Source organism: Photorhabdus sp. RW14-46 (assembly GCF_963887965.1).
Classification (GTDB): domain Bacteria; phylum Pseudomonadota; class Gammaproteobacteria; order Enterobacterales; family Enterobacteriaceae; genus Photorhabdus; species Photorhabdus laumondii.
The window spans coordinates 1-20101 of record NZ_CAWPHH010000030.1 but is presented as its reverse complement, the minus strand read 5'-3'; the positions used below and the strand labels follow the sequence as shown (position 1 = coordinate 20101).

Below are 20101 nucleotides of genomic sequence, written 5' to 3'. Positions count from 1 at the left end.
TATGAATCCTTAACTCACGATCATGTCATCACGATGAACCGCAACAGCACCATATTCATAACCGAGGATTTGGCTTATCTGTTGTGAATGGTGGCCTGCAATTAAACGTAGAGCATCACTGTTATAACGGCAAACACCATGCGCCAAATCTTTACCAGACAGACTACGAATACAGATAACCTCTCCACGGGAGAAATCACCTTTAATATTTTTAATCCCTTTCGGTAATAAAGAGCTGCCTTTTTCGCAGATTGCTGTTTCAGCGCCATGATCTACAATAATTTCACCCGCCGGAGGTGCGCCAAAAATCCAACGCTTGCGATTTTCCATCGGGCTTTCCAACCCATGAAAACGAGTACCTACCGGATTACCTTCAATGACATCAGAGATGACATCGGGTTTATTACCCGCGGCAATAATGACATCAATCCCCGCGCGACCAGCAATCCCCGCCGCCTGAAGTTTAGTTGCCATGCCTCCCGTCCCTAAACCCGAAATGCTATCACCGGCAACCATACGTAATTCATCGCTGATGTCATAAACTTCCGGGATAAGTTTTGCGTCTGGATTGTTACGCGGATCAGCGGTATACAGCCCTTCAATATCCGTCAGCAATAGCAATTTATCGGCGCCCCCCAGAATTGCCGCTAGTGCAGATAAATTATCATTATCACCCACTTTTATTTCCGCCGTCGCAACCGCATCATTCTCATTAATGACAGGCACAATGCGATTATCAAGCAAAGCCTGTAAAGTATCTCTGGCATTTAAAAAACGTTCGCGATCTTCTAAATCCGCCCGGGTCAATAACATTTGCCCAACATGGATACCATAAATAGAAAAAAACTGCTCCCATAACTGAATCAACCGACTTTGGCCGACCGCCGCCAGCAATTGCTTGGATGCAATTGTTGCAGGTAGATCCGGATAGCCCAAATGTTCCCTCCCTGCCGCAATAGCACCGGAAGTCACAATAATAATGCGATGACCTTTTTCATGTTGCTGAGCACATTGCCTTACCAGTTCTACAATATGAGCTCGATTCAGGCGACGAGAGCCGCCTGTCAGTACACTCGTCCCCAGTTTCACAACCAATGTTTGGCTGCTATTCATCATATTTTTGCCATTAAATTTAAATTAAAAAAACAGTGCTCAGTTTTAACAGGAGAGAAGCGTTATGCCAACAGGCATCATAATGCTAAATTGAAAAATATAGGCGCTTAGAACAAATCAACATTGTTCACTTCACCCGAAAGCGCATGAAATCTTTATAAAATAAAGCAGTTAATAATCAACAAGTAACGTAAATTTCATCAACAGACTTTATTTCTCAACCATTGACTAATCTCCCGTAACGCCTTATTGAAACTGTTATAAACAGGTGTTGTCGGAATAGCCAGTAATTGACTATCCATTGATGACATTGCTATCAGCTTAGATTCTTCTTTCGGGCTGAAAATATCATTCTGCCAATAACCCGCTAACATAGGAACGGAACAACGCCGACCTAACAAACCTTGTTTTTTAAGGGAGTAACAACCGAGTTCGAGACGAAACGCCTTTTCATCCACATTATAAATACCCAGTCTGCTAGCAAACATATCAAGATACATCGAAGGTGAATTTTGTTGACGTTCAACACTGCTGAGCCACTCATGAACGATAGCGCCAAGAGTCGCAACGCCCTTAATACGTTTAGATTCCAAATAGGCCAACCGGACGGCAATATTGGCACCAAAGCGAAAACCAAATAGACCAATCCTGGTGTGGTCAATCCAGGGAATTTCATCCAGTTGATGGATGATTTGTTGATGGAGAATACAGGTATCCTGTGTCATCCTCAGGCGTGAAGAGTAACCAATCGAGGGCATATCCACAGTTAACATCGCAAATCCAAGTGGTGCCAGATAATCACGGAACAGCCGATAATAATCGCTTTGCAAATTATCCAAACTGCCACAAACCAAAATAGTTGGAGAAGGTCTTTGCAGTTGCTGAGACAGATGAAGGAAACCGGTCACACAACCCCCTTCCTTGAGTTTGAACTCTATTTTCCTCAACTGATAGCCAGAACAACGAGCCGCATTTTCATAAGCTTTATTGGCTAAAATGACAGCCTGCTGAGACAACTCATCCCCCTTAAGATGGGGATAACCAGCGATGCTATACAAATTAGCCGCTTTCAACCAGAAATTGCCCGCTTCTGGGATCTGCTCTGCCTGCAACGCTCTCTGTTGCCACAACATCGCCTGATGTGACCACTCAAAAACCCAGTTACCTTTACGATACCCAATCACAGTATCCAGTAAATTATCATCACTACGCTGTGCGTTTGTCATGGCAATCCGGCACAACACTTCTTCTATTTCAAACGGATCAATTTCTCGCCAAATCCACATCAGCCGGTTAATCATACGATACCAGCTACCATGACTATTACCATCTAACGTACTGTAATTACCCGCAATTAACCGAGGATCGCGGTGCTTTACCAACGTGGAAGTTTCCTGATGTTTTTGTCTTGGCTTAAAAAGTGATTCTGAAAGGTTCCGATTTGCCATAACTAATGCTGATTTTATCTACCTTCACAAATGGGTGGAACGAATACTACACCCATATCCCAAGGTTGCTCGATCCAAGTATCTTGAGGAATATCAACAATATAATCATCAACCAACGGTTGGCCTGCCGGCTTTGCAAAAATAGTCACAAAATGGGCTTTGGGATATATTTCACGGATGGCCTGAGCAGTGCCTCCAGTATCAACCAGATCATCCACAACGATGAAACCTTCACCATCGCCTTCTGCTTTTTTCAGAACTTTCAGCTCACGTTGATTATTATGGTCATAGCTGGAAATACAGACGGTATCTACATGACGAATACCCAATTCACGCGCCAAAAGCGCCCCAGGGACAAGACCACCGCGACTCACGGCAATGATGCCTTTCCACTGTTCGACAGGAAGTAAACGTTGTGCCAATTTACGGGCATGTATTTGCAACATATCCCAAGTTACGACATATTTTTCGCTCATAAGAATTGATCCCGACAACTTAAAAATACTTTAGAAAAGCATCTCGCAAAAAAAGTTGCGCGAATTATAGTGACTTAGGTCTGTAAAAACTAGCGGAAACAGGGAATCAATGAATCGTATTATTCTTAACAAAAGTAAAGTGGTATTCTGAGCCCAATAACATCATGGCGTTAAGCGCTCATCATATAGAAACTTAATTGAGATGCAGTCATAGGAGATTCGTCGTGTCAGAACTATCACAATTATCCCCTCAACCTCTATGGGACATCTTTGCCAAAATCTGCTCTATTCCTCACCCTTCTTACCATGAAGAAGCGCTGGCAACCCACATTGTTCAATGGGCGCAAGAAAAAGAGTTGCACGTTGAACGTGATCAAGTCGGCAATATTCTGATCAGAAAGCCAGCCAGTAAAGGGTTGGAAAATCGTAAAGCGGTTGTTTTGCAAGCACATCTTGATATGGTGCCGCAAAAAAACAACGATACAGTGCACGATTTCACTAAAGATCCGATCAGCCCTTATGTTGATGGTGAATGGGTTACTGCCCAAGGTACAACACTGGGGGCCGATAATGGTATTGGCCTGGCATCAGCATTGGCGGTACTGGCTGATGACAATGTAAAACATGGCCCGCTAGAAGTTTTATTGACCATGACGGAAGAAGCCGGAATGGATGGCGCTTTTGGCCTGCAACAGGGCTGGCTTCAAGCTGATATCTTGATCAATACCGATTCAGAAGAAGAAGGGGAAATCTACATGGGTTGTGCTGGAGGTATCGATTTTACCACCACTTTAGCATTGACCCGTGAAGCTGTGCCGGCTCACTATAAAACACTAAAACTGGTCATTAAAGGTCTAAAAGGCGGGCATTCCGGTTGTGATATTCATTTAGGACTGGGTAATGCCAACAAACTATTGGCTCGCTTCCTTGTCGCCCATACTCAGGAATTGGGGCTAAAACTGCTCGACTTCCAAGGCGGTACGCTGCGTAATGCCATTCCTCGTGAAGGCCATGTTATTGTTGCTATTCCTGCCGATAAAGCAGCACAGCTTACCCAACTGAAAGATAACTACTTGGATATACTGAAAAATGAGTATGCCATCGTTGAGAAAAACCTGACTGTATTACTGGAAGAGGTTGAAACCGATATTCAGGCATTAACTGATGATTGCCAAAACCGTTTTATCTCACTGCTAAACAGTACCCCCAATGGTGTTATCCGTATGAGTGATGTCATCAAAGGTGTAGTAGAAACCTCGCTAAACGTGGGCGTTGTTGCAATGGAACAAGATAAAGTGAATATCATTTGCTTAATCCGTTCGCTTATCGACAGCGGCAAGTCCTATATCATCGGTATGCTCTCTTCGCTCGCTAAACTGTCAAATGCCGAGATTTCCGCTAAAGGTGATTACCCCGGCTGGCAGCCAGATGCAAGTTCTCCTGTAATGCACTTAGTAAGTGAAACTTATCAACAGTTATTCGATAAGACACCTAATATTATGGTAATCCATGCAGGGCTGGAATGTGGCCTATTCAAGAAACCTTATCCTGATATGGATATGGTATCTATCGGGCCAACCATTACGGGCGCTCACTCTCCTGACGAACAAGTGCACATCAAGAGTGTCGGGCAATATTGGCAACTGCTGACTGCAATTTTGAAAGCCATTCCTGAAAAGGCTTAATCAGTTCTCCCCTGCCCTATGTGATGGCAGGGGAATTACCATTCAAGCAAGAGTTGCCGCTCAATTTCTGGGTCCTGCAACGTCACGTGCAAACCAACCAAACGAACGCCACGCCCTTCCCGGCGAGATGTCCATGTTTTCTGGGCCAATTGCAGTAAATCCTGCTTATCCAATAATGGATGAACATGCTCCTGAGTGGTGAGTTGAAAATCATCAAATTTCAGTTTAATCCCCTGACGGGCAATCCGCAGATCAGGTTTAACGTTACTCAACCGTTTTTCTAATTCCAGATATAAACTTTCTATCAGTTCAGTGCACTGTTCCCATTGATGAATATCTCTCGCAAGTGTCCGCTCCACACCAATTGATTTTCGCAAACGATCTGGATTCACCAACCGTTCATCAATACCGTGACAACGATCCCAAAGTACCTGACCAAATTTCCCCAACTGTTTCACCAAAACAATGACGTCATATTTTTGTACATCAGAACAGGTTTCCAGCCCCATATTAGCCAGCCGTTGCACCATGACTTTGCCAACCCCCGGAATTTTTCGCAAAGGTAAAACCTTAATAAAATCAGCCACTCGATCAGGAGGAATGACATACTGCCCATTCGGTTTATTAATATCAGAAGCGATTTTTGCCAAAAATTTCACCGGTGCAATACCGGCTGATGCCGTCAATTGTAATTCATCAAAAATGGATTGACGGATCTCCTGTGCGATAAGCGTGGCAGATCCATAACAATGATGGCTATCAGTAACATTCAAATAAGCTTCATCCAATGACAGAGGCTCTATCCACTCAGTATAACGAGACAATATCTGATGGATATGCCGGGAAACCTCCCTATACAGTGCCATACGCCCCGGAAGAACTTTAAGCTGAGGGCAGAGTTTCAGCGCCATTGCAGTAGACATTGCACTACGTACTCCAAAACGACGGGCAGGATAATTAGCGGTACTAATAACACCTCGCCTGTCTGCATTGCCGCCCACAGCAATGGGAATATGACGAAGTGACGGATCATCACGCATTTCAATCGCTGCGTAGAAACAGTCCATATCAATATGAATAATCTTTCGCATTCTGCTTTAGCCTATCAACAACAACTGTATAAACATACATAAAAATAGACTCAAGAGCAATCTAGTAACAATATCGGCTAGTAACACCATCAGAGCGACGGTTAAAAGACACTTTTAGCTCAAATTTGAAAATATCTTGACCAATAAAATAATTAATTAATACCGTTATTAACTTTTCCCTGCCCGATTCCTTGCGTTAAGTGACCTATCCTGTAAGTGCAACTTTTCTACTTAACGACATTCCAAGGATGCTAATAACAATGAAAAATAGCGGGAAACCACAAAAAACCCCAATTACAGCGACTACACAGCCAATTAATCGCACTCTTTATTATGCTTTATCAAGCATAATTATGCTGAGTACGAGCCTGCCAGGTTATCTGGCTGCACAGGAAAATAGAGAGCAAAAATCAAAAGAAAAACCGGAAAAATCAGAGAAAGTCATTACACTTTCTACACTTTCTGTTATTGGCGGATTGAATAACAGCGTCAGTGCCGGAAGCTCGGTATTGAAAAAAGAGGATATTGAACGTACCCAGGCAGATAATATTGCCGAACTGCTTGATCAACTTCCCGGCGTTTCCATGTCAGGATCGCCTCGTCCAGGCGGCCAAACTCTGAATATCTGGGGAATGGGTGATACCGAAGACGTTAAAGTCACCTTAGATGATGCACCGAAAGGCTTCGAGAAATATCTCCAAGGCTCTATCTTTATTGAACCCGAATTAATCAAGCGAGTCGATGTCGATAAAGGCCCACATAATCTACTTGATGGTAATGGCGGATTTGGCGGAACGGTTAAAGTTGTGACCAAAGATGCCAGTGATTTATTACGGCCCGGAGAAGATTTTGGCGGATTGCTGAAATACAGTTATCACACCAATGATCGCCAAAATATTTATAGCAGCGCAGTCTATGGCCGAACAATAGAGGGCTTTGCTGACGGTCTGCTATATATGAGCAAACGAGATGGCGGCAATATTAAACGACCGGATGGCACCCGTTTTGCGTTCTCTAAAAGTGATCAGGCATCCTATTTACTGAAAACGAATTTTTACCTGAACGATGCTAATACATTGACACTTTCCGCTATCCGCGCTGATTCTGATGGCTGGCAGCCGTGGGCAGCAAAACGTGATGAGATAGCCGTTCCGTCAGAAGCCGACATTGAAAAATATGGTTGGAATGAAGCCTGGCGCCGGAAGTTAGTTTATCGTGATCAAACAGACCAAAATTACACAGCTAAATGGAATATTGCACCAGAAGACAATCCGTTACTTAACCTGACAGCAACCTATGCCTATTCGAAAACAGAACAGCATGATAAACGCTCTGAAAAAGCCCACAGCGGTTTTCTTGGTTCATTAGGAAATGAAAGCTGGATCGACTATGTAGATAACTTAGCAGATATAAATAACAAAAGTGCTTTTATAACCGGACCAATAGAGCACACATTATTAGTTGGAGTTCGTTGGCATAAAAATCAACGGAATACCCTTATCCATGATAAAAGTAAAGACAAAAAACCTGAATATAATTATGGCTATTTTCAGCCAACCTATATGCCTTCAGGCGAGCAAAAAACGAATAGTTTCTATTTGCAGGATGCAATGGTTATCGGCGATGTTACTTTGACACCCGGTGTTCGCTATGACCATATCACCAATATTGGTAAACCCAATATCGCGGCAATCTACAATAATAATTCACCAAATATAGGGCACGATTACCGCAGTGTTACTTATACTGGCTGGTCTCCTCATTTTGGTATCATGTGGAAAGCAACACAAAACCTGTCACTATTTTCAGATATCAGCCGGACATGGCGCGCTCCGTTGGTGGATGAACAGTATGAAATGCAATATGCCCGGGCAAGTGTTACTGCCACCAGCCGTAACTTGGATGTAGAAAGAATAACGGGTTTACGCTTCGGTGCGATTCTGAATTTCAATAACCTACTGGCAGACCAAGATAATTTGCAAATCCGTACAACTTTATTCCGTAATAGAGGCAAGGATGAAATATTTACCCGTCGCGGAATAGTATGTAAATCACCGGATTGCGGAAAACCTTTATCCAACTACCGTAATTTACCGGGATATACCATTCAAGGATTGGAAATCGAGACTTTCTACGACAGCAATTCCTTGTTCGGCAAACTTTCTTATTCGACTATCCGTGGTCAGAGAGATGCTTCACCTCGCGATCCTTGGGGTAATAAAACCTGGATTGCGGAAATTCCACCCACCTCCGCCCGCGCCATGTTAGGGGTAAAAATCCCTCAATGGCAGATGGCAATAGGCTGGACCGGAGATTTTATCCGTAAACAAGACAGATCGCCGAAAGATGGAGATCCCATGGCAACACTCTGGTCAATACCCAAAAGCAAAGGTTATGCACTGCATGGCGTATTCGCCAGTTGGCAACCCAATTTCTGGCAAGGTCTTGAAGCACGTGTCACGGTAAATAACTTGTTTAATCGTGATTATCGCCCATACCTCGGTGAATCGGTTTCCGGGGTTGGACGTAACATTAAATTCAGTATTTCCCAGAAGTTTTGATTTCTCACCTGATAGTTCCCTCTATTTGAGGGAACTCAGACTGCTGACCATTCAACTCTCCAAGTTTCTTTCTCACCCTGACGCTGAAATATCGCAACTGATTGCTCTTCTGAAAAATCACACTTATTTAGCTGAATTAATTATTATTTTTATTTAATAATCATAATTACCTTGATTGATAAATTAGTCATTTCTTTATTAAAGAAGGTATATTGTCGTCAGAATGGACACCTGTTAAATTAAGACTCTTGTTATTTTATCGTATGGTTCATCTTATTTAGTTTTTTTGCGTCACATGATTTAATTATCCTTTTAACAAACTTATTTATTTTGGCCATTCGAGTAAAGCAATTTGTTCCTAGTGTTTTAGCGATGCAACTGGGTAAAAAAATACTGGGACATGGATTTGATAAATATTTGAACGCCCCGAGCATAGGACGGATTGGAATGGCATTTTATGAAGCAGAAAATGAGCCACCTCGTGTAGCTGATTATTTTGAAAGTGTGTTTAAAAACATCAATGATTTGCGGCAACGCTGTTCACCTTATCTATCCCCGATGGATCTACTGAGATGTACTCTGGATGAGATTTGGTCCGCCGGCGCTCAACTAGAAACACTTTATGGAAAGAAAATGTACGTGGGGTTGTCGAGGGTGATTAAACCTGGGGTTACCTTTCTTGCTCATCACGACATTTTTGCTAAGGATGCCCCGGATAGTTTCAGAGCTAAGAGCCTACAAGCACAGTTTGCGGCCAATGTTTATCTTGCTATGCCCAGTGAAGGCGGCACCTTACAGATCTGGAAAGATAAACTTTCTCCTGAAGAGTTTGATTCTATGCGTGGTAACAGTTATGGCATTGAACCTTCCCTGCTTGGTAAACCAGCATTGGAGATCCAGCCGAATGTGGGTGATCTTTTGATCTTTAACTCCCGATGTATGCACGCCGTGACTGCTGGTGTAGACAATCTACGTTTAAGTTTGTCCTGTTTTATTGGCTATCGCGGAGCGGCAAACCCGCTGTCATTCTGGAGTTAATATGTTGTATAACTATTGAGGGGGAATTTCTAGGACTGGCGGTGATTCATTTTCTGGCAGTAGTAGCACCGGGGCCAGATTTCGCGGTTACCATACGACAAAGTGTGAGGTTTGGTCGCTGGGCTGGGATGTGTACGGCAGTGGGTATCGGAGCGAGAATATCAGTACATGTCATCTATACACTAGTGGGGGTTAGTGCATTAATGCATACCACTCCGTGGTTAATGGAATTAGCAAAACTTGTTGGCGGAACTTACATCATATGGCTCGGTATCAAATTTATCAGGAGTAAGCCTACCGATTTGGCTGTCTTAGAAAGTGAGGGAATTGTTCAAGCTTCACAGAGTAGATAGAAAGCATTTCTGATGGGGTTTATGACAAATGCCCTGAATCCTAAGGCGACGTTGTTCTTTTTGGCAATTTTTACGACTGTGGTGAGTAGCAATACACCTATCCTGATACAAATGTTTTATGGGGTTTGGATGTGTGTGGTCAATGCGGTATGGTTTGTATTGGTCAGTGTTATTTTTTCTAATACATTGATTCGTAATAAATTTATACGGAAAGGGTATTGGTTCGAGCGGGTGATGGGACTGGTGCTGATCGGATTTGCTGTTCGGTTATTATTTATGTCTGTTTGAATTTCTCCAAAATAGGGATTGGCAACGAACGTCTCAATACTGATATACAACTTGTTCGGTAATAGACGAAATGATTACTTAATCAGCATAAAAACGTATAAAAAGATATATACCCTATGGATTTCAAGATGCATCGCGACGGCAAAGGAGTGAATCCCCAGGAGCATAGCAAGCTATGTAACTGGGGTGAGCGAGTGCAGCCAACAAAGAAGCAACTTGAAAGATAACGGGTATATTTAGTTAGCCCAGTCATTTTGCTACCTTATTAATCAATTTAAAACCCATCCTTCCTAATGTTTTCTCGTTCAATGTCGGTATGATGTTGAATTTTCTACCCGCTTTGAAAAAACCTAATCACAGCCTTTTACCTTTAATGATTAAAGTTTTATCTGTTTTTTCATGACACACTTGCGCTTTTTCTCGATCTTAAAAACCCATCCGATTGCAGCAAAATGCCATAAGGGAATTCACTTAAAGCCAACAGCTTGACAGACGATGATCATATGAAAATAATAATCATTTTCATTTATAAAAATTGTTGGAAATCATAATACCAACACCAAAGACATGCCTAAAATTAATAGTTCTGCGCAACAATTTTACTTTGAACATCATGACTGGTTATATAACTGGCTACGCCGTAAAGTCCCTTGCCCTTGCCATGCGGAGGATCTCACGCAGGATACTTTCCTGAACGTTCTATCAAATTCAAATTTGTCAGACATCCGCCAGCCACGGTCTTTTCTAGCAACCGTGGCCCGTTGCCTGGTTGCCAACTATTACCGTCGAAGAAAGAACGAGGAGAGCTATTTGGAATATATAAACTCGACACCAGAAATGACCATGCCCTCTGCTGAAAGCAGAATCGCTACATTTGAACAGCTTGAAAAACTTGAGATCACTCTTGATAAATTGCCAGTTCAAGTAAAAAGCGCTTTTTTACTGGCACAGCTACAAGGACTACGTTATAGCGAAATCGCTGATCAACTCCAAGTTTCTGCCAGCTCAGTAAAGCAATATTTGCAACGAGCGCATAAAAAATGTAAAAAAATTCAAATTCTCACTTAAAATTCAAAAAACCATTCTGCGAAAGCAGTCTGATAGTGGGGGGCTATGATCACGCTCTTATTTCGCCTATAGTGCAGACGGTACAACCATCGAGACACTAAAGGCGTATGTAGAATCGCAGAAAACACCGGGTTAGCTCCCCCTTATATCCCCGCCCGCATTGAGTCCGCAGTTTTTTGCGGGTTTTTGTAACTAGTAAATAAGGCGCATTTTCCAAACTCAAGATGAGATTTTTAATAATCAACTCCTAATTTCTTTAAGCGTGAGATCAATGTCGTTGGGTTCATTCCCAACAATTTTGCTGCGCCATCATCACCAAAAATTTTACCTTTGCATTGTTTAACGGCAAGAGAGAAATTTTTAATTTCCAAGTCTTTCAGTTGCTGCATGGTCAGCACAACTTCAATGTGTTGAAGTTTATTGTGAATATTCTGATGCGTCGTTTCATTTTGCTGTTGATCTTGTTCTAGCAAATATTTAAACGAAACCGTGCCTTGTTTCGCTATAATGAGTGCGCGTTCAATGACATTTTGTAATTCACGAATATTACCAGGCCAATCATATTGCTGTAATTCTAAAATATGCCTTTGTGAAAATGGGAGATAATTAATTTTACGCTTGTCACAAATCAACTTAGTAAAATGCGTAACTAAAAGTGGAATATCTTCTTTACGGTCACGTAAAGCCGGTGAATAAATCGGGAATACATTTAAACGGAAATAGAGGTCTTCACGAAAACGTTTGTGTTTAATTTCTTCTTTTAAATTGCGGTTGGTGGCGGCAATAATCCGCACATCCACATGTCGCGTTTTTTCTTCGCCGACTCGCTCAAAGGTTCCTTCCTGCAATACACGCAGCAATTTACTTTGTAGCTCGATAGGAATTTCACCAATTTCATCTAAAAACAGTGTGCCTTGGTCTGCCAATTCAAAACGTCCGGCACGGTCACGCACAGCCCCGGTAAATGCACCTTTAACATGTCCGAAAAATTCACTTTCAAACAGTTCCGAAGGAATGGCGGCACAATTGACTCGAATAAGTGGTTGCTGTTTACGGTGACTGGATTGGTGAATAGCACGAGCAATCAGCTCTTTGCCTGTACCTGATTCACCATAAATCATCACATTGGCATCGGTTGGAGCGACCACCTTGATTTTCTCAATAATCTGTAAAATGGATGCACTTCTGCCAATAATTTCATCATATTGATTTTCATGTAAAATTTCTTCTTGCAGATATTCATTTTGCTGTTCCAGTCGACTTTTTAAATCTTGTAGTTCTTCAAGGGCATGGGTCAGTTGTTTTTCGGTATTCAGCCGATCGGTAATATCACGGAACACCACTACCGCGCCAATAATTTCACTGTCACGAATCACTGGGGTACTGGTAAATTCCACTGGAAAGCAACTACCGTCACGACGCCAAAAAATTTCCTGAACCCCTTCGTGCACAATACCGTCATGTACCGCCGCGTAAATCGGGCACTCTTCTTCAGGATAGGGGTCGCCATTTTCATGGGTATGGTGATGAACGTTATGGATATTGTCACTCAATACATCTTCAGGTTGCAGCCCCAACATTTTAGCCCCGACAGGGTTAATAAAGGTACACAAGCCTTGTTTGTTAATACTGTAAATACCGTCACCGACTGAACTCAGTAATAAATGCTTGCCTGTGTCAGAGTCAATAAACAGCTCTTGTAAGGCTTGCGATTCTTTTAAACCTATACGAATGGCTTTATCGGCATTTTTATTGAGTTGGCGCAATGCTAAATCTTTGACATCCACCAGCGACCATATCAGCAAGGTTTTATTTTTATAAGACAATGAAACAGCAGTAATATCCAATTGGATTTTTTCACCGTTTCTATCAAAGATATACAACTCATTGTTCCAGGCCCGACCTTTTACCAAAGCTTCTTCGGTAAATGCCATAAGATATGGCAGTTGTCTGAAATGACCAAAAATGGAAGTCACCGTTTTTTGAATAATTTCATGACGTTCATATTGTAATAATTGAGTGGCGCTAATATTCACATCAATAAACTGGTTTTGATGTGGATCTAGCACAATTAATGCCTGTGACGTGTGTTCAAATACCAGCGGGCGAATCGAGTCTTCGTAAACTACCCAGTCCGAGATAAAGTTAGTTACTATACCTGTCATCTTTCAAGTTGCCTCTTAAAATCCATAGAGTATATGAAATTTCATAATTTAAGCGATTAAATTTCATAATACTACGAAAAATCCTAATTCCCTAGTCGTTCAATTTATCTCCATGGAAACTATTTTTATAAAAATTAAATGATATTTTTCAATGTGATAAAAATTAACTTCCACTCCAAAATACAACTTGGCACAGTTCTCGCAATAATTTCTCGCAATAGTACAGACAGACTACATGTTGGTTCATTCCCAAATAACATTGAACGAGGAGTTGGTCATGCCAAAGATTGATATCGAGCAATATAAAGACGGCGATTTTCTTGTTGATTACGAAGAAAAAGTGTTTGAGGACGTCAAAGCCCTGCCAGGTGAAAAAGCATTGGTGACTTTCCATACCGTTGCATTTGAAGGATCAGCCGGCTTGGTCAATGTGTTACAGGCAAAACGTCTGTTGCGCAAAGGCTTTGAAACCAAAATTTTGCTTTACGGCCCAGGCGTGCAGTTGGGTGTACAACGGGGTTTTCCAACTTTAGGGGCAGAAGCTTTTCCAGGTCATTTAGCCGTCAACAATCAGTTGAAAGCCTTTATGGAAGAAGGTGGCGAAGTCTATGCCTGCCGTTTTGCATTACAAGCATTTTATGGTCAAACCGAAAAAGCGCTTATTCCGGGAATTCGGCCAATTAATCCATTGGATGTGATGGATTTAAGACTGCTGATGCGTCGCGACAATGCCTTAGTCATTGATACCTGGACTGCCTAAGTAAACATAAACCACGAGGGGATAAGGTTATGAACCGAATCATTAAAGCCGCCGCAGTACAATGTAGCCCAGTGCTTTATAGTCAAGCCGCAACAGTAAAAAAAATCTGTGGCATTATTTTAGAGCTTGGAAAACAGGGAGTGCAATTCGCAGTCTTTCCTGAAACCGTCGTGCCTTATTACCCTTATTTCTCCTTTGTACAACCGCCATTTGCTATGGGTAAAGAGCATTTAAAGCTATTAAATGAATCGGTGGTTGTACCTTCCGAAGCAACTTTAGCGATTGGTCAAGCCTGTCTTGAAGCCAACATGGTGGTATCGATTGGCATTAATGAACGTGCGGGCAGTACGATTTATAACGCGCAACTGTTATTTAATGCCGACGGTTCAATCATTCAGCATCGCCGCAAAATTACCCCAACTTACCATGAACGCATGGTGTGGGGACAAGGTGATGGCAGTGGTTTACGTGCCATTAATTCTGCGGTAGGGCGTATTGGTTCGCTGGCCTGTTGGGAACATTACAACCCGTTGGCACGTTTTGCCTTAATGGCTGATGGTGAGCAAATTCATGCCGCCATGTTTCCCGGTTCATTGGTAGGGCAAGTCTTTGCCGATCAAATCCGCGCAACCATTCAACACCATGCTTTAGAGTCTGGCTGCTTTGTGATCAACGCCACCGCATGGCTGCATCCCGAACAGCAACGGCAGATTATGCAGGATACTGGCTGTGATATCGGTCCAATTTCAGGCGGATGTTTTGCCGCCATCGTTTCTCCCGAAGGCAAGCTCCTGGCTGAACCGATCACACAAGGTGAAGGTTATTGTATTGCCGATCTGGACTTTAGCCTGATTGATAAACGCAAACGCATGATGGATTCGATTGGACATTACAGCCGACCTGAATTACTCAGCTTAATGATTGATCGCCGTCCAACACACGTATTACACGAACTGAAAGTCGAAACATCAGTTCAAAGTCATCCCGAAAAGCTCTCAACATTTAATGAAGAACATGTCGAAACCATATTGATGTAAACCCAATCGATAGGGGGTTAAAGATGTCTGCAATACAACGATTAACCGATTTGCAACTATTAACCGATTTACAATGTAATGGTCTGAAATGGGAAGGCAATTTTGGCTTGTCTCGTAAAGGTGGCGCAGGGCCAAGCGATCATAAAGCGCTGAGCCTTGACGGGCAGACCATGATGATTCCTGTGCTGAACCTTGCAGCACAAGATTCTCCCTACACCGCCAAGCCTGAACCGCACTCTGACAAGGTGATTGTCTTTAAAAACCGGATTCCTGTGGCGACCTTAACTGCACCTGCACGACCCCGTTTTTATGATTTAAAAACCGCCGAAGGCATTGCCTACCAACAAATTGCCACCTTACATAGCCGTGATGTGCTGGCGACAACGGTGTTACAGCATTGCATTCGTATGAAGGACAAAGCAACTGCCTGCCAATTTTGCTCGATTGATCAGTCTTTAAAAGAGGGTCGAACCTTGATCCGTAAACGCCCGGAACAATTGGCTGAGGTCGCGAAAGCCGCCGTTGAGCTGGATGGCGTTAAGCAAATGGTGATCACCACAGGTACGCCAAACACAGGAGATCGTGGTGCCAAGATTTTATATGACTCAGTTAAAGCGATTAAGGCGCAAGTCGATTTGCCAATACAGGTACAGTGCGAACCACCTGATGATTTTGCCTGGTTCCAACGTTTAAAAGATGCAGGAGCGGTGTCGATTGGCATGCACCTTGAGGCGGTAAGCGAACGTGTACGGCAGAAAATGATGCCGGGTAAAGCCGAAGTCTCGTTGGAAAAATATTTTGCGGCGTTTGAGGCAGCCGTTGCGGTGTTCGGCCGAGGACAGGTCAGTACCTACATTTTGGCCGGTTTGGGCGATACCGAACTGGAAATCGTGGAGATGAGCGCCAAACTGACTGAAATGGGGGTGTATCCATTTGTGGTACCGTTTGTGCCGATTCGAGGTACACCATTAGAGCATCACCCTAAACCTGATCAAGCTTTTATGCAATCGCTCTATCCGAAAATCGGACAACAACTCAAACAACATGGTTTGAACTCAGAAAATACTCAAGCCGGCTGTGCCAAATGTGGCGCTTGCTCTTCGCTAAAAGCGTATGAATAAGGAGAATGTGATATGAAACTTTCTCACTATCCTTGGCTGCTGGAGCCAAATGAAGGGCGGAAACAATTTGTTAGCGATGACATTGCCATCAAAATTGTGTCGGAAGATTGGGAGCGTCGCCAATATTATCGTTTGCGTGAAATGACCTTTCGCGATGAACAGAAAATCTTGCAAGAAGATCGTGACGAATACGATGTTAAAGCATTAGGCATTGTTGCCATTGAGAAAATGTTGGGTGCGCATGATCGAGTGATTGGCGCAGTACGGATTTTCCCGGATGGCGAACAGACATGGTATGGCGGGCGTTTATGCGTAGAACCTTTATATCGACGTCGCCATATCATTGGTAAAGCGTTAATCAATACCGCGGTATCGACCGCCAAGCACTTAGGATGCCGTACTTTTTTAGCCACCGTGCAAAGTCAAAATGAACACTATTTCCAAAGGTTGTGTTGGGATAGTTTGCGTCAGTTAACCATTGCCAACATTCCACATGTGCTGATGCAGGCACAGATTGAAAACTATCCATTACCGCATGTCCCAATGCAAGCCTATATGCAAAAGGAGACACAGTGATGAAACTCAATCAATTACTCGAAATGTTAAAACATACACCTGCAATGCAGTCCAAGCAGGCGATTGCTCACAATGTTTCAATTGACACAACTTGCCATATGGATTCATTGGATAGCTTATATGCCTATCCCGGAGATGACACGGCGGCAGTGTCGCTAAATGGTCAATATGTATTGCACGCCTGTGAAGGCATGTTACCAAGCTTTGTGACCAATCATCCTTACTTTGCCGGATGGTCAGCAGTCATGGCGAATATTAGTGATATTGCCGCAATGGGTGGTCGGGCATTGTCGGTGGTGAACAGTTTTTGGCATACCAGTAGCGAACATGCCCAGTTGTTAATGCAAGGTATGCAGGATGCTTGTCGTGCTTATAGTGTGCTATTGGTCGGTGGACATACCAATATTGGGGTGGTTTATCAGCCTACTTTATCCGTTGCGATTCAAGGCATAGCACGAAAACTACTCTCGGTGTTGCATGTCAAACCACAACAAAAAATTCTGATTGCTTTAAATCTGAAAGGACAATTCCACCCCAATACCCCTTATTGGAAATGCTTTGAGCGAGTGTCTGACCGCATTTTACAGTCACAAATTGCCTTGTTGCCGCAATTGGCGGAGGCAAATCTGGTTCATGCCGCCCGCGATATTAGCAACGCCGGTATCTTAGGCAGTTTATTGATGCTGCTCGAAGCCACAGCATCGGGGGCACATATCAATTTAGATACCATTCCTAAACCTGAGAATGTGGACTGGTTTAAATGGCTCCAAATCTTCCCCAGTTTTGGTTTTTTACTGACGGCCGATACAAATGAATGTGAAGAAATTATCGAGCTGTTTCACCGTCAGGGTATTGCCTGCGCGGTGATTGGTGAAACCAATGCCAGTGGTGTGGTTGCCGTGCAGCAACAGCAGCAATACGGAATATTTTGGGATTTTAACCACCAAATGTTTACCGGTTTTTGTTATGCCGATGCGTTAAAAAAGTTACAGGCTCAATCCGTACAGATTAAACCTAAAAGTCAGCAGGAGTCGATGTTATGCCCAGTGTGAATTTTACTGTGAAATGGCCTAATGGGGAGCTGATTCAATATTACTCACCCTCAACGGTGATTTATGAATATCTGTCCATTGGTCAGCGTTACCCAAGTATGCAGTTCTTGCATCAAGTTGAAAATGGTCTGCATGCCGCATCGGAAAGGGTACGGGCACGTTATGGCTTTTTCTGTAGTTCAGCCGTGGACAATCTGGCGATAATCAAACGCCAAGCCAAATTCTTCGGGTTAAGTCCGGAAGATCAAATTGAAATTATCGAAATGACGAATCAATGAGAGGGATATTCCATGTTAAGTATCCAAAATCAAATGTTACAGCCAAATTATGATGTGGTAATTATTGGTGGCGGTCAGGCTGGTCTATGTATCAGTCACTATTTGCAAAAAGCGGGCATTGACCATGTGGTATTGGAAAAAGAATCCGAGTTGACCCATAGCTGGCGCCATAAACGTTGGAATAATTTCACTTTGGTGACACCAAACTGGCAGTGTCTATTGCCTGAACACCCTTATCAGGGGAACGACCCTGACGGCTTTATGAAAAAGCACGAAATTGTGGCATATCTTGACGAATTTATTGAAAAAACTAATCCTCCCGCCATTTTAAATATTCAGGTAGAACATGTGAAAAAAGTGGCAGCGCATGAGTTTGTCATTGAAACCAATCACGGTACAACCACAGCCAAACAGCTTGTCGTTGCAGCAGGCGGGTATCACACCCCAATTTATCCAAAATTAAGTGATACCTTGCCTAACCATGTGAAAGTGATGCATTCGGAAGAGTATTTAAATGTAGAGCAACTGCCTAAAGGTGCGGTGCTGGTGGTCGGGTCAGGACAATCCGGTGCACAGATTGCCGAAGATTTACATCTGGCAGGCAAAAAAGTCTATTTATCGACAGGCAATGCACCACGTTGTGCTCGCTTCTATCGCGGCAAAGATGTGGTGAAATGGCTGTTTGATATGGGGTATTACGAAACGACTGTCAAACATCATCGTTATAGTGAAGAGGTACGTAACAGTACTAACCACTATGTCACAGGGCGTGACGGCGGGCGTGATATTGACCTGCGTAAATTTGCCTTAGAAGGTATGCAACTGTTCGGACATTTTGATGACTTTAAAGAGGGTCAATTCTGGTTTAAACCAAATTTATCAGAAAACCTGGACCTTGCCGATGCTACTTATAATCGTATTAATGCCTCGATTGATGAGTATTTAGAGAAAAACAATATTGCAACCGATGAACCTGCATCGGTATATCAACCGGTTTGGCAGCCTGAGCAGGAAATCACACACATTGATTTAGCAAAAGAAAATATGACTTCCGTGATTTGGTGTATTGGTTTTAAACCAGACTATTCATGGCTTGATTTAGATATTTTTCAAACCAATGGTTATCCCAAACATGACCGTGGTATTACTATCGATCCGAATGTCACATTTATTGGTTTGCCGTGGTTATATACATGGGGTTCTGGACGTTTTCTGGGGATCGATCAGGATGCTGCCTATGTGGTGCAACATATTAAGCAACAAATAAATCAGCAAAATATACATATGCCATCTACTCTAATTAAAGGTGCTAAATCTAAAATCAAAGATAAAAGAATATCTCAAATGTGAAATTCCTAACTTCACCTGACAGAATATTTTTAAACGCTTATTTTGATGAATTTTTGGCTTGCTTAAATCTATCCGGCGTCACTGTAGGCAAGGAGCCTGCGCCTCGATGAGTTCCGCGCCTGATGAACCTTAAAACCTTGTCGGCTTGAAAGAGCCATTTTTTATGTTAGGTTTCTCATCAGGCCGGTAGGCCGTTCATGTCATCCATAATCAGTCTTCGCAAAACCAGTGGGGTAACATTTAAATAGGTTCACAATGACGCCAGCTTTAGGCGACAAATACCGTGTGTTGTGTCGTAATGGCCCACGCTATCCGGGCGAGTTTATTAGCCAATGCACAGGCCACGATATTAGAGTGCTTTCGTTCAAGCTGCTGCTTAACCCAGTCAGCCAGTTTTCCCTGCCGGTGTTCAATCTGTTGCATGAATGACCGGGCGCAGAGTACCAACAGTTGCCGGAGCGTCTTATTACCCCGTTTACTGATACCCAATAAGGTCGTCCTTCCCCCGGTGCTGTACTGGCGGGGAACCAAACCCGTCGAGGCCGCAAAATCCCGGCTGCGAGAATATTGTTTTCCATCACCCAGTGGTGAGGAAAGCACACTCGCCGTGATGGGACCAATACCGGGGATCGTCATCAGCC

The 20101-nt window shown here is 43.0% G+C and carries 17 protein-coding genes and 2 pseudogenes; 13 read left to right on the top strand and 6 right to left on the bottom strand.

The features are described from left to right. Window positions 1-9: 9 nt before the first annotated feature. The 3 genes from proB to gpt form a co-directional block, all read right to left on the bottom strand. The gene (gene proB / locus AACQ38_RS18920) at window positions 10-1113 is read right to left on the bottom strand and encodes a glutamate 5-kinase (protein ID WP_041380721.1); all 1104 of its coding nucleotides are present in this window, start codon (window positions 1111-1113) and stop codon (window positions 10-12) included. Window positions 1114-1313: 200 nt separating this feature from the next. After that, on the bottom strand, window positions 1314-2561 hold the full coding sequence (gene frsA, locus AACQ38_RS18915) for an esterase FrsA (protein ID WP_165578816.1): 1248 nt from the start codon (window positions 2559-2561) through the stop codon (window positions 1314-1316). Window positions 2562-2575: 14 nt separating this feature from the next. Then, window positions 2576-3037, bottom strand: coding sequence for a xanthine phosphoribosyltransferase (gene gpt / locus AACQ38_RS18910; protein ID WP_011145566.1), 462 nt, complete (start codon window positions 3035-3037; stop codon window positions 2576-2578). Window positions 3038-3261: 224 nt separating this feature from the next. Between gpt and pepD the strand changes: the two genes are divergently transcribed. Then, on the top strand, window positions 3262-4722 hold the full coding sequence (pepD, locus tag AACQ38_RS18905; protein WP_165578815.1) for a beta-Ala-His dipeptidase: 1461 nt from the start codon (window positions 3262-3264) through the stop codon (window positions 4720-4722). Between the two features lie 35 nt (window positions 4723-4757). On the opposite strand, the gene dinB is transcribed toward pepD, so the two are convergent. After that, the gene (dinB, locus tag AACQ38_RS18900; RefSeq protein ID WP_011145564.1) at window positions 4758-5813 is read right to left on the bottom strand and encodes a DNA polymerase IV; all 1056 of its coding nucleotides are present in this window, start codon (window positions 5811-5813) and stop codon (window positions 4758-4760) included. Window positions 5814-6061: 248 nt separating this feature from the next. Here dinB and AACQ38_RS18895 point away from each other — a divergent pair, with 248 nt between their 5' ends. The 5 genes and pseudogenes from AACQ38_RS18895 to AACQ38_RS18875 all read left to right on the top strand — a co-directional run. Beyond that, window positions 6062-8374 carry a TonB-dependent hemoglobin/transferrin/lactoferrin family receptor gene (locus tag AACQ38_RS18895; RefSeq protein WP_165578814.1) on the top strand — a complete coding sequence of 771 codons (2313 nt, stop codon included), beginning with the start codon at window positions 6062-6064 and terminating at the stop codon, window positions 8372-8374. A 447-nt stretch (window positions 8375-8821) separates the two neighbouring features. Beyond that, window positions 8822-9412 carry a 2OG-Fe(II) oxygenase gene (locus AACQ38_RS18890; RefSeq protein WP_242685627.1) on the top strand — a complete coding sequence of 197 codons (591 nt, stop codon included), beginning with the start codon at window positions 8822-8824 and terminating at the stop codon, window positions 9410-9412. Next, a pseudogene (locus tag AACQ38_RS18885) lies at window positions 9310-10053 on the top strand (LysE family translocator). Before AACQ38_RS18890 ends, AACQ38_RS18885 begins: the two are co-directional and overlap by 103 nt. Before the next feature lie 567 nt (window positions 10054-10620). After that, window positions 10621-11121, top strand: coding sequence for a sigma-70 family RNA polymerase sigma factor (locus AACQ38_RS18880; protein ID WP_165578812.1), 501 nt, complete (start codon window positions 10621-10623; stop codon window positions 11119-11121). Window positions 11122-11128: 7 nt separating this feature from the next. Further along, window positions 11129-11257: pseudogene (locus AACQ38_RS18875) on the top strand (IS200/IS605 family transposase); the annotation flags it as partial. 97 nt (window positions 11258-11354) lie between these two features. Here AACQ38_RS18875 and AACQ38_RS18870 read toward each other — a convergent pair. Continuing rightward, window positions 11355-13286 carry a sigma 54-interacting transcriptional regulator gene (locus tag AACQ38_RS18870; RefSeq protein WP_165578811.1) on the bottom strand — a complete coding sequence of 644 codons (1932 nt, stop codon included), beginning with the start codon at window positions 13284-13286 and terminating at the stop codon, window positions 11355-11357. Between the two features lie 277 nt (window positions 13287-13563). Between AACQ38_RS18870 and AACQ38_RS18865 the strand changes: the two genes are divergently transcribed. Genes AACQ38_RS18865 through AACQ38_RS18835 form a run of 7 tightly spaced genes read left to right on the top strand, consistent with a single transcriptional unit; the run spans window position 13564 to window position 19460 of the window. After that, window positions 13564-14046, top strand: a complete 483-nt coding sequence (locus tag AACQ38_RS18865; protein WP_011145557.1) for an MSMEG_0572/Sll0783 family nitrogen starvation response protein — start codon at window positions 13564-13566, stop codon at window positions 14044-14046. 29 nt (window positions 14047-14075) lie between these two features. Continuing rightward, window positions 14076-15083 carry a Nit6803 family nitrilase gene (locus AACQ38_RS18860; RefSeq protein WP_058588731.1) on the top strand — a complete coding sequence of 336 codons (1008 nt, stop codon included), beginning with the start codon at window positions 14076-14078 and terminating at the stop codon, window positions 15081-15083. A gap of 23 nt (window positions 15084-15106) precedes the next feature. Further along, a complete protein-coding gene (locus AACQ38_RS18855) occupies window positions 15107-16204 on the top strand; it encodes an MSMEG_0568 family radical SAM protein (protein ID WP_165578810.1) in 1098 nt (365 codons plus the stop codon). 12 nt (window positions 16205-16216) lie between these two features. Further along, window positions 16217-16780, top strand: a complete 564-nt coding sequence (locus tag AACQ38_RS18850; protein WP_011145554.1) for an MSMEG_0567/Sll0786 family nitrogen starvation N-acetyltransferase — start codon at window positions 16217-16219, stop codon at window positions 16778-16780. Then, complete coding sequence (locus tag AACQ38_RS18845) at window positions 16780-17832, top strand: sll0787 family AIR synthase-like protein (protein WP_207631921.1); 1053 nt, start codon at window positions 16780-16782, stop codon at window positions 17830-17832. The genes AACQ38_RS18850 and AACQ38_RS18845 overlap by 1 nt, the downstream gene beginning before the upstream one ends. Continuing rightward, window positions 17820-18110 (top strand): MSMEG_0570 family nitrogen starvation response protein, encoded by a 291-nt coding sequence (locus tag AACQ38_RS18840; protein ID WP_058588734.1) that lies wholly within the window; start codon window positions 17820-17822, stop codon window positions 18108-18110. Before AACQ38_RS18845 ends, AACQ38_RS18840 begins: the two co-directional genes overlap by 13 nt. Window positions 18111-18122: 12 nt before the next feature. Then, complete coding sequence (locus tag AACQ38_RS18835) at window positions 18123-19460, top strand: MSMEG_0569 family flavin-dependent oxidoreductase (protein WP_165578808.1); 1338 nt, start codon at window positions 18123-18125, stop codon at window positions 19458-19460. 267 nt (window positions 19461-19727) lie between these two features. Here the strand turns inward: AACQ38_RS18835 and AACQ38_RS18830 are convergent. Continuing rightward, window positions 19728-20101, bottom strand: a 374-nt coding sequence (locus AACQ38_RS18830; RefSeq protein WP_165578807.1) for a transposase, incomplete at its 5' end; no start/stop codon positions are given.

What these genes read in the sequence shown, in the direction of transcription:
- proB (WP_041380721.1), bottom strand. Translation starts at nt 1,113, where the DNA reads ATGAATAGCAGCCAAACATTGGTTGTGAAACTGGGGACGAGTGTACTG.
- frsA (WP_165578816.1), bottom strand. Translation starts at nt 2,561, where the DNA reads ATGGCAAATCGGAACCTTTCAGAATCACTTTTTAAGCCAAGACAAAAA.
- gpt (WP_011145566.1), bottom strand. Translation starts at nt 3,037, where the DNA reads ATGAGCGAAAAATATGTCGTAACTTGGGATATGTTGCAAATACATGCC.
- dinB (WP_011145564.1), bottom strand. Translation starts at nt 5,813, where the DNA reads ATGCGAAAGATTATTCATATTGATATGGACTGTTTCTACGCAGCGATT.
- AACQ38_RS18895 (WP_165578814.1), top strand. Translation starts at nt 6,062, where the DNA reads ATGCTAATAACAATGAAAAATAGCGGGAAACCACAAAAAACCCCAATT.
- AACQ38_RS18890 (WP_242685627.1), top strand. Translation starts at nt 8,822, where the DNA reads ATGGCATTTTATGAAGCAGAAAATGAGCCACCTCGTGTAGCTGATTAT.
- AACQ38_RS18880 (WP_165578812.1), top strand. Translation starts at nt 10,621, where the DNA reads ATGCCTAAAATTAATAGTTCTGCGCAACAATTTTACTTTGAACATCAT.
- AACQ38_RS18870 (WP_165578811.1), bottom strand. Translation starts at nt 13,286, where the DNA reads ATGACAGGTATAGTAACTAACTTTATCTCGGACTGGGTAGTTTACGAA.
- AACQ38_RS18865 (WP_011145557.1), top strand. Translation starts at nt 13,564, where the DNA reads ATGCCAAAGATTGATATCGAGCAATATAAAGACGGCGATTTTCTTGTT.
- AACQ38_RS18860 (WP_058588731.1), top strand. Translation starts at nt 14,076, where the DNA reads ATGAACCGAATCATTAAAGCCGCCGCAGTACAATGTAGCCCAGTGCTT.
- AACQ38_RS18855 (WP_165578810.1), top strand. Translation starts at nt 15,107, where the DNA reads ATGTCTGCAATACAACGATTAACCGATTTGCAACTATTAACCGATTTA.
- AACQ38_RS18850 (WP_011145554.1), top strand. Translation starts at nt 16,217, where the DNA reads ATGAAACTTTCTCACTATCCTTGGCTGCTGGAGCCAAATGAAGGGCGG.
- AACQ38_RS18845 (WP_207631921.1), top strand. Translation starts at nt 16,780, where the DNA reads ATGAAACTCAATCAATTACTCGAAATGTTAAAACATACACCTGCAATG.
- AACQ38_RS18840 (WP_058588734.1), top strand. Translation starts at nt 17,820, where the DNA reads ATGCCCAGTGTGAATTTTACTGTGAAATGGCCTAATGGGGAGCTGATT.
- AACQ38_RS18835 (WP_165578808.1), top strand. Translation starts at nt 18,123, where the DNA reads ATGTTAAGTATCCAAAATCAAATGTTACAGCCAAATTATGATGTGGTA.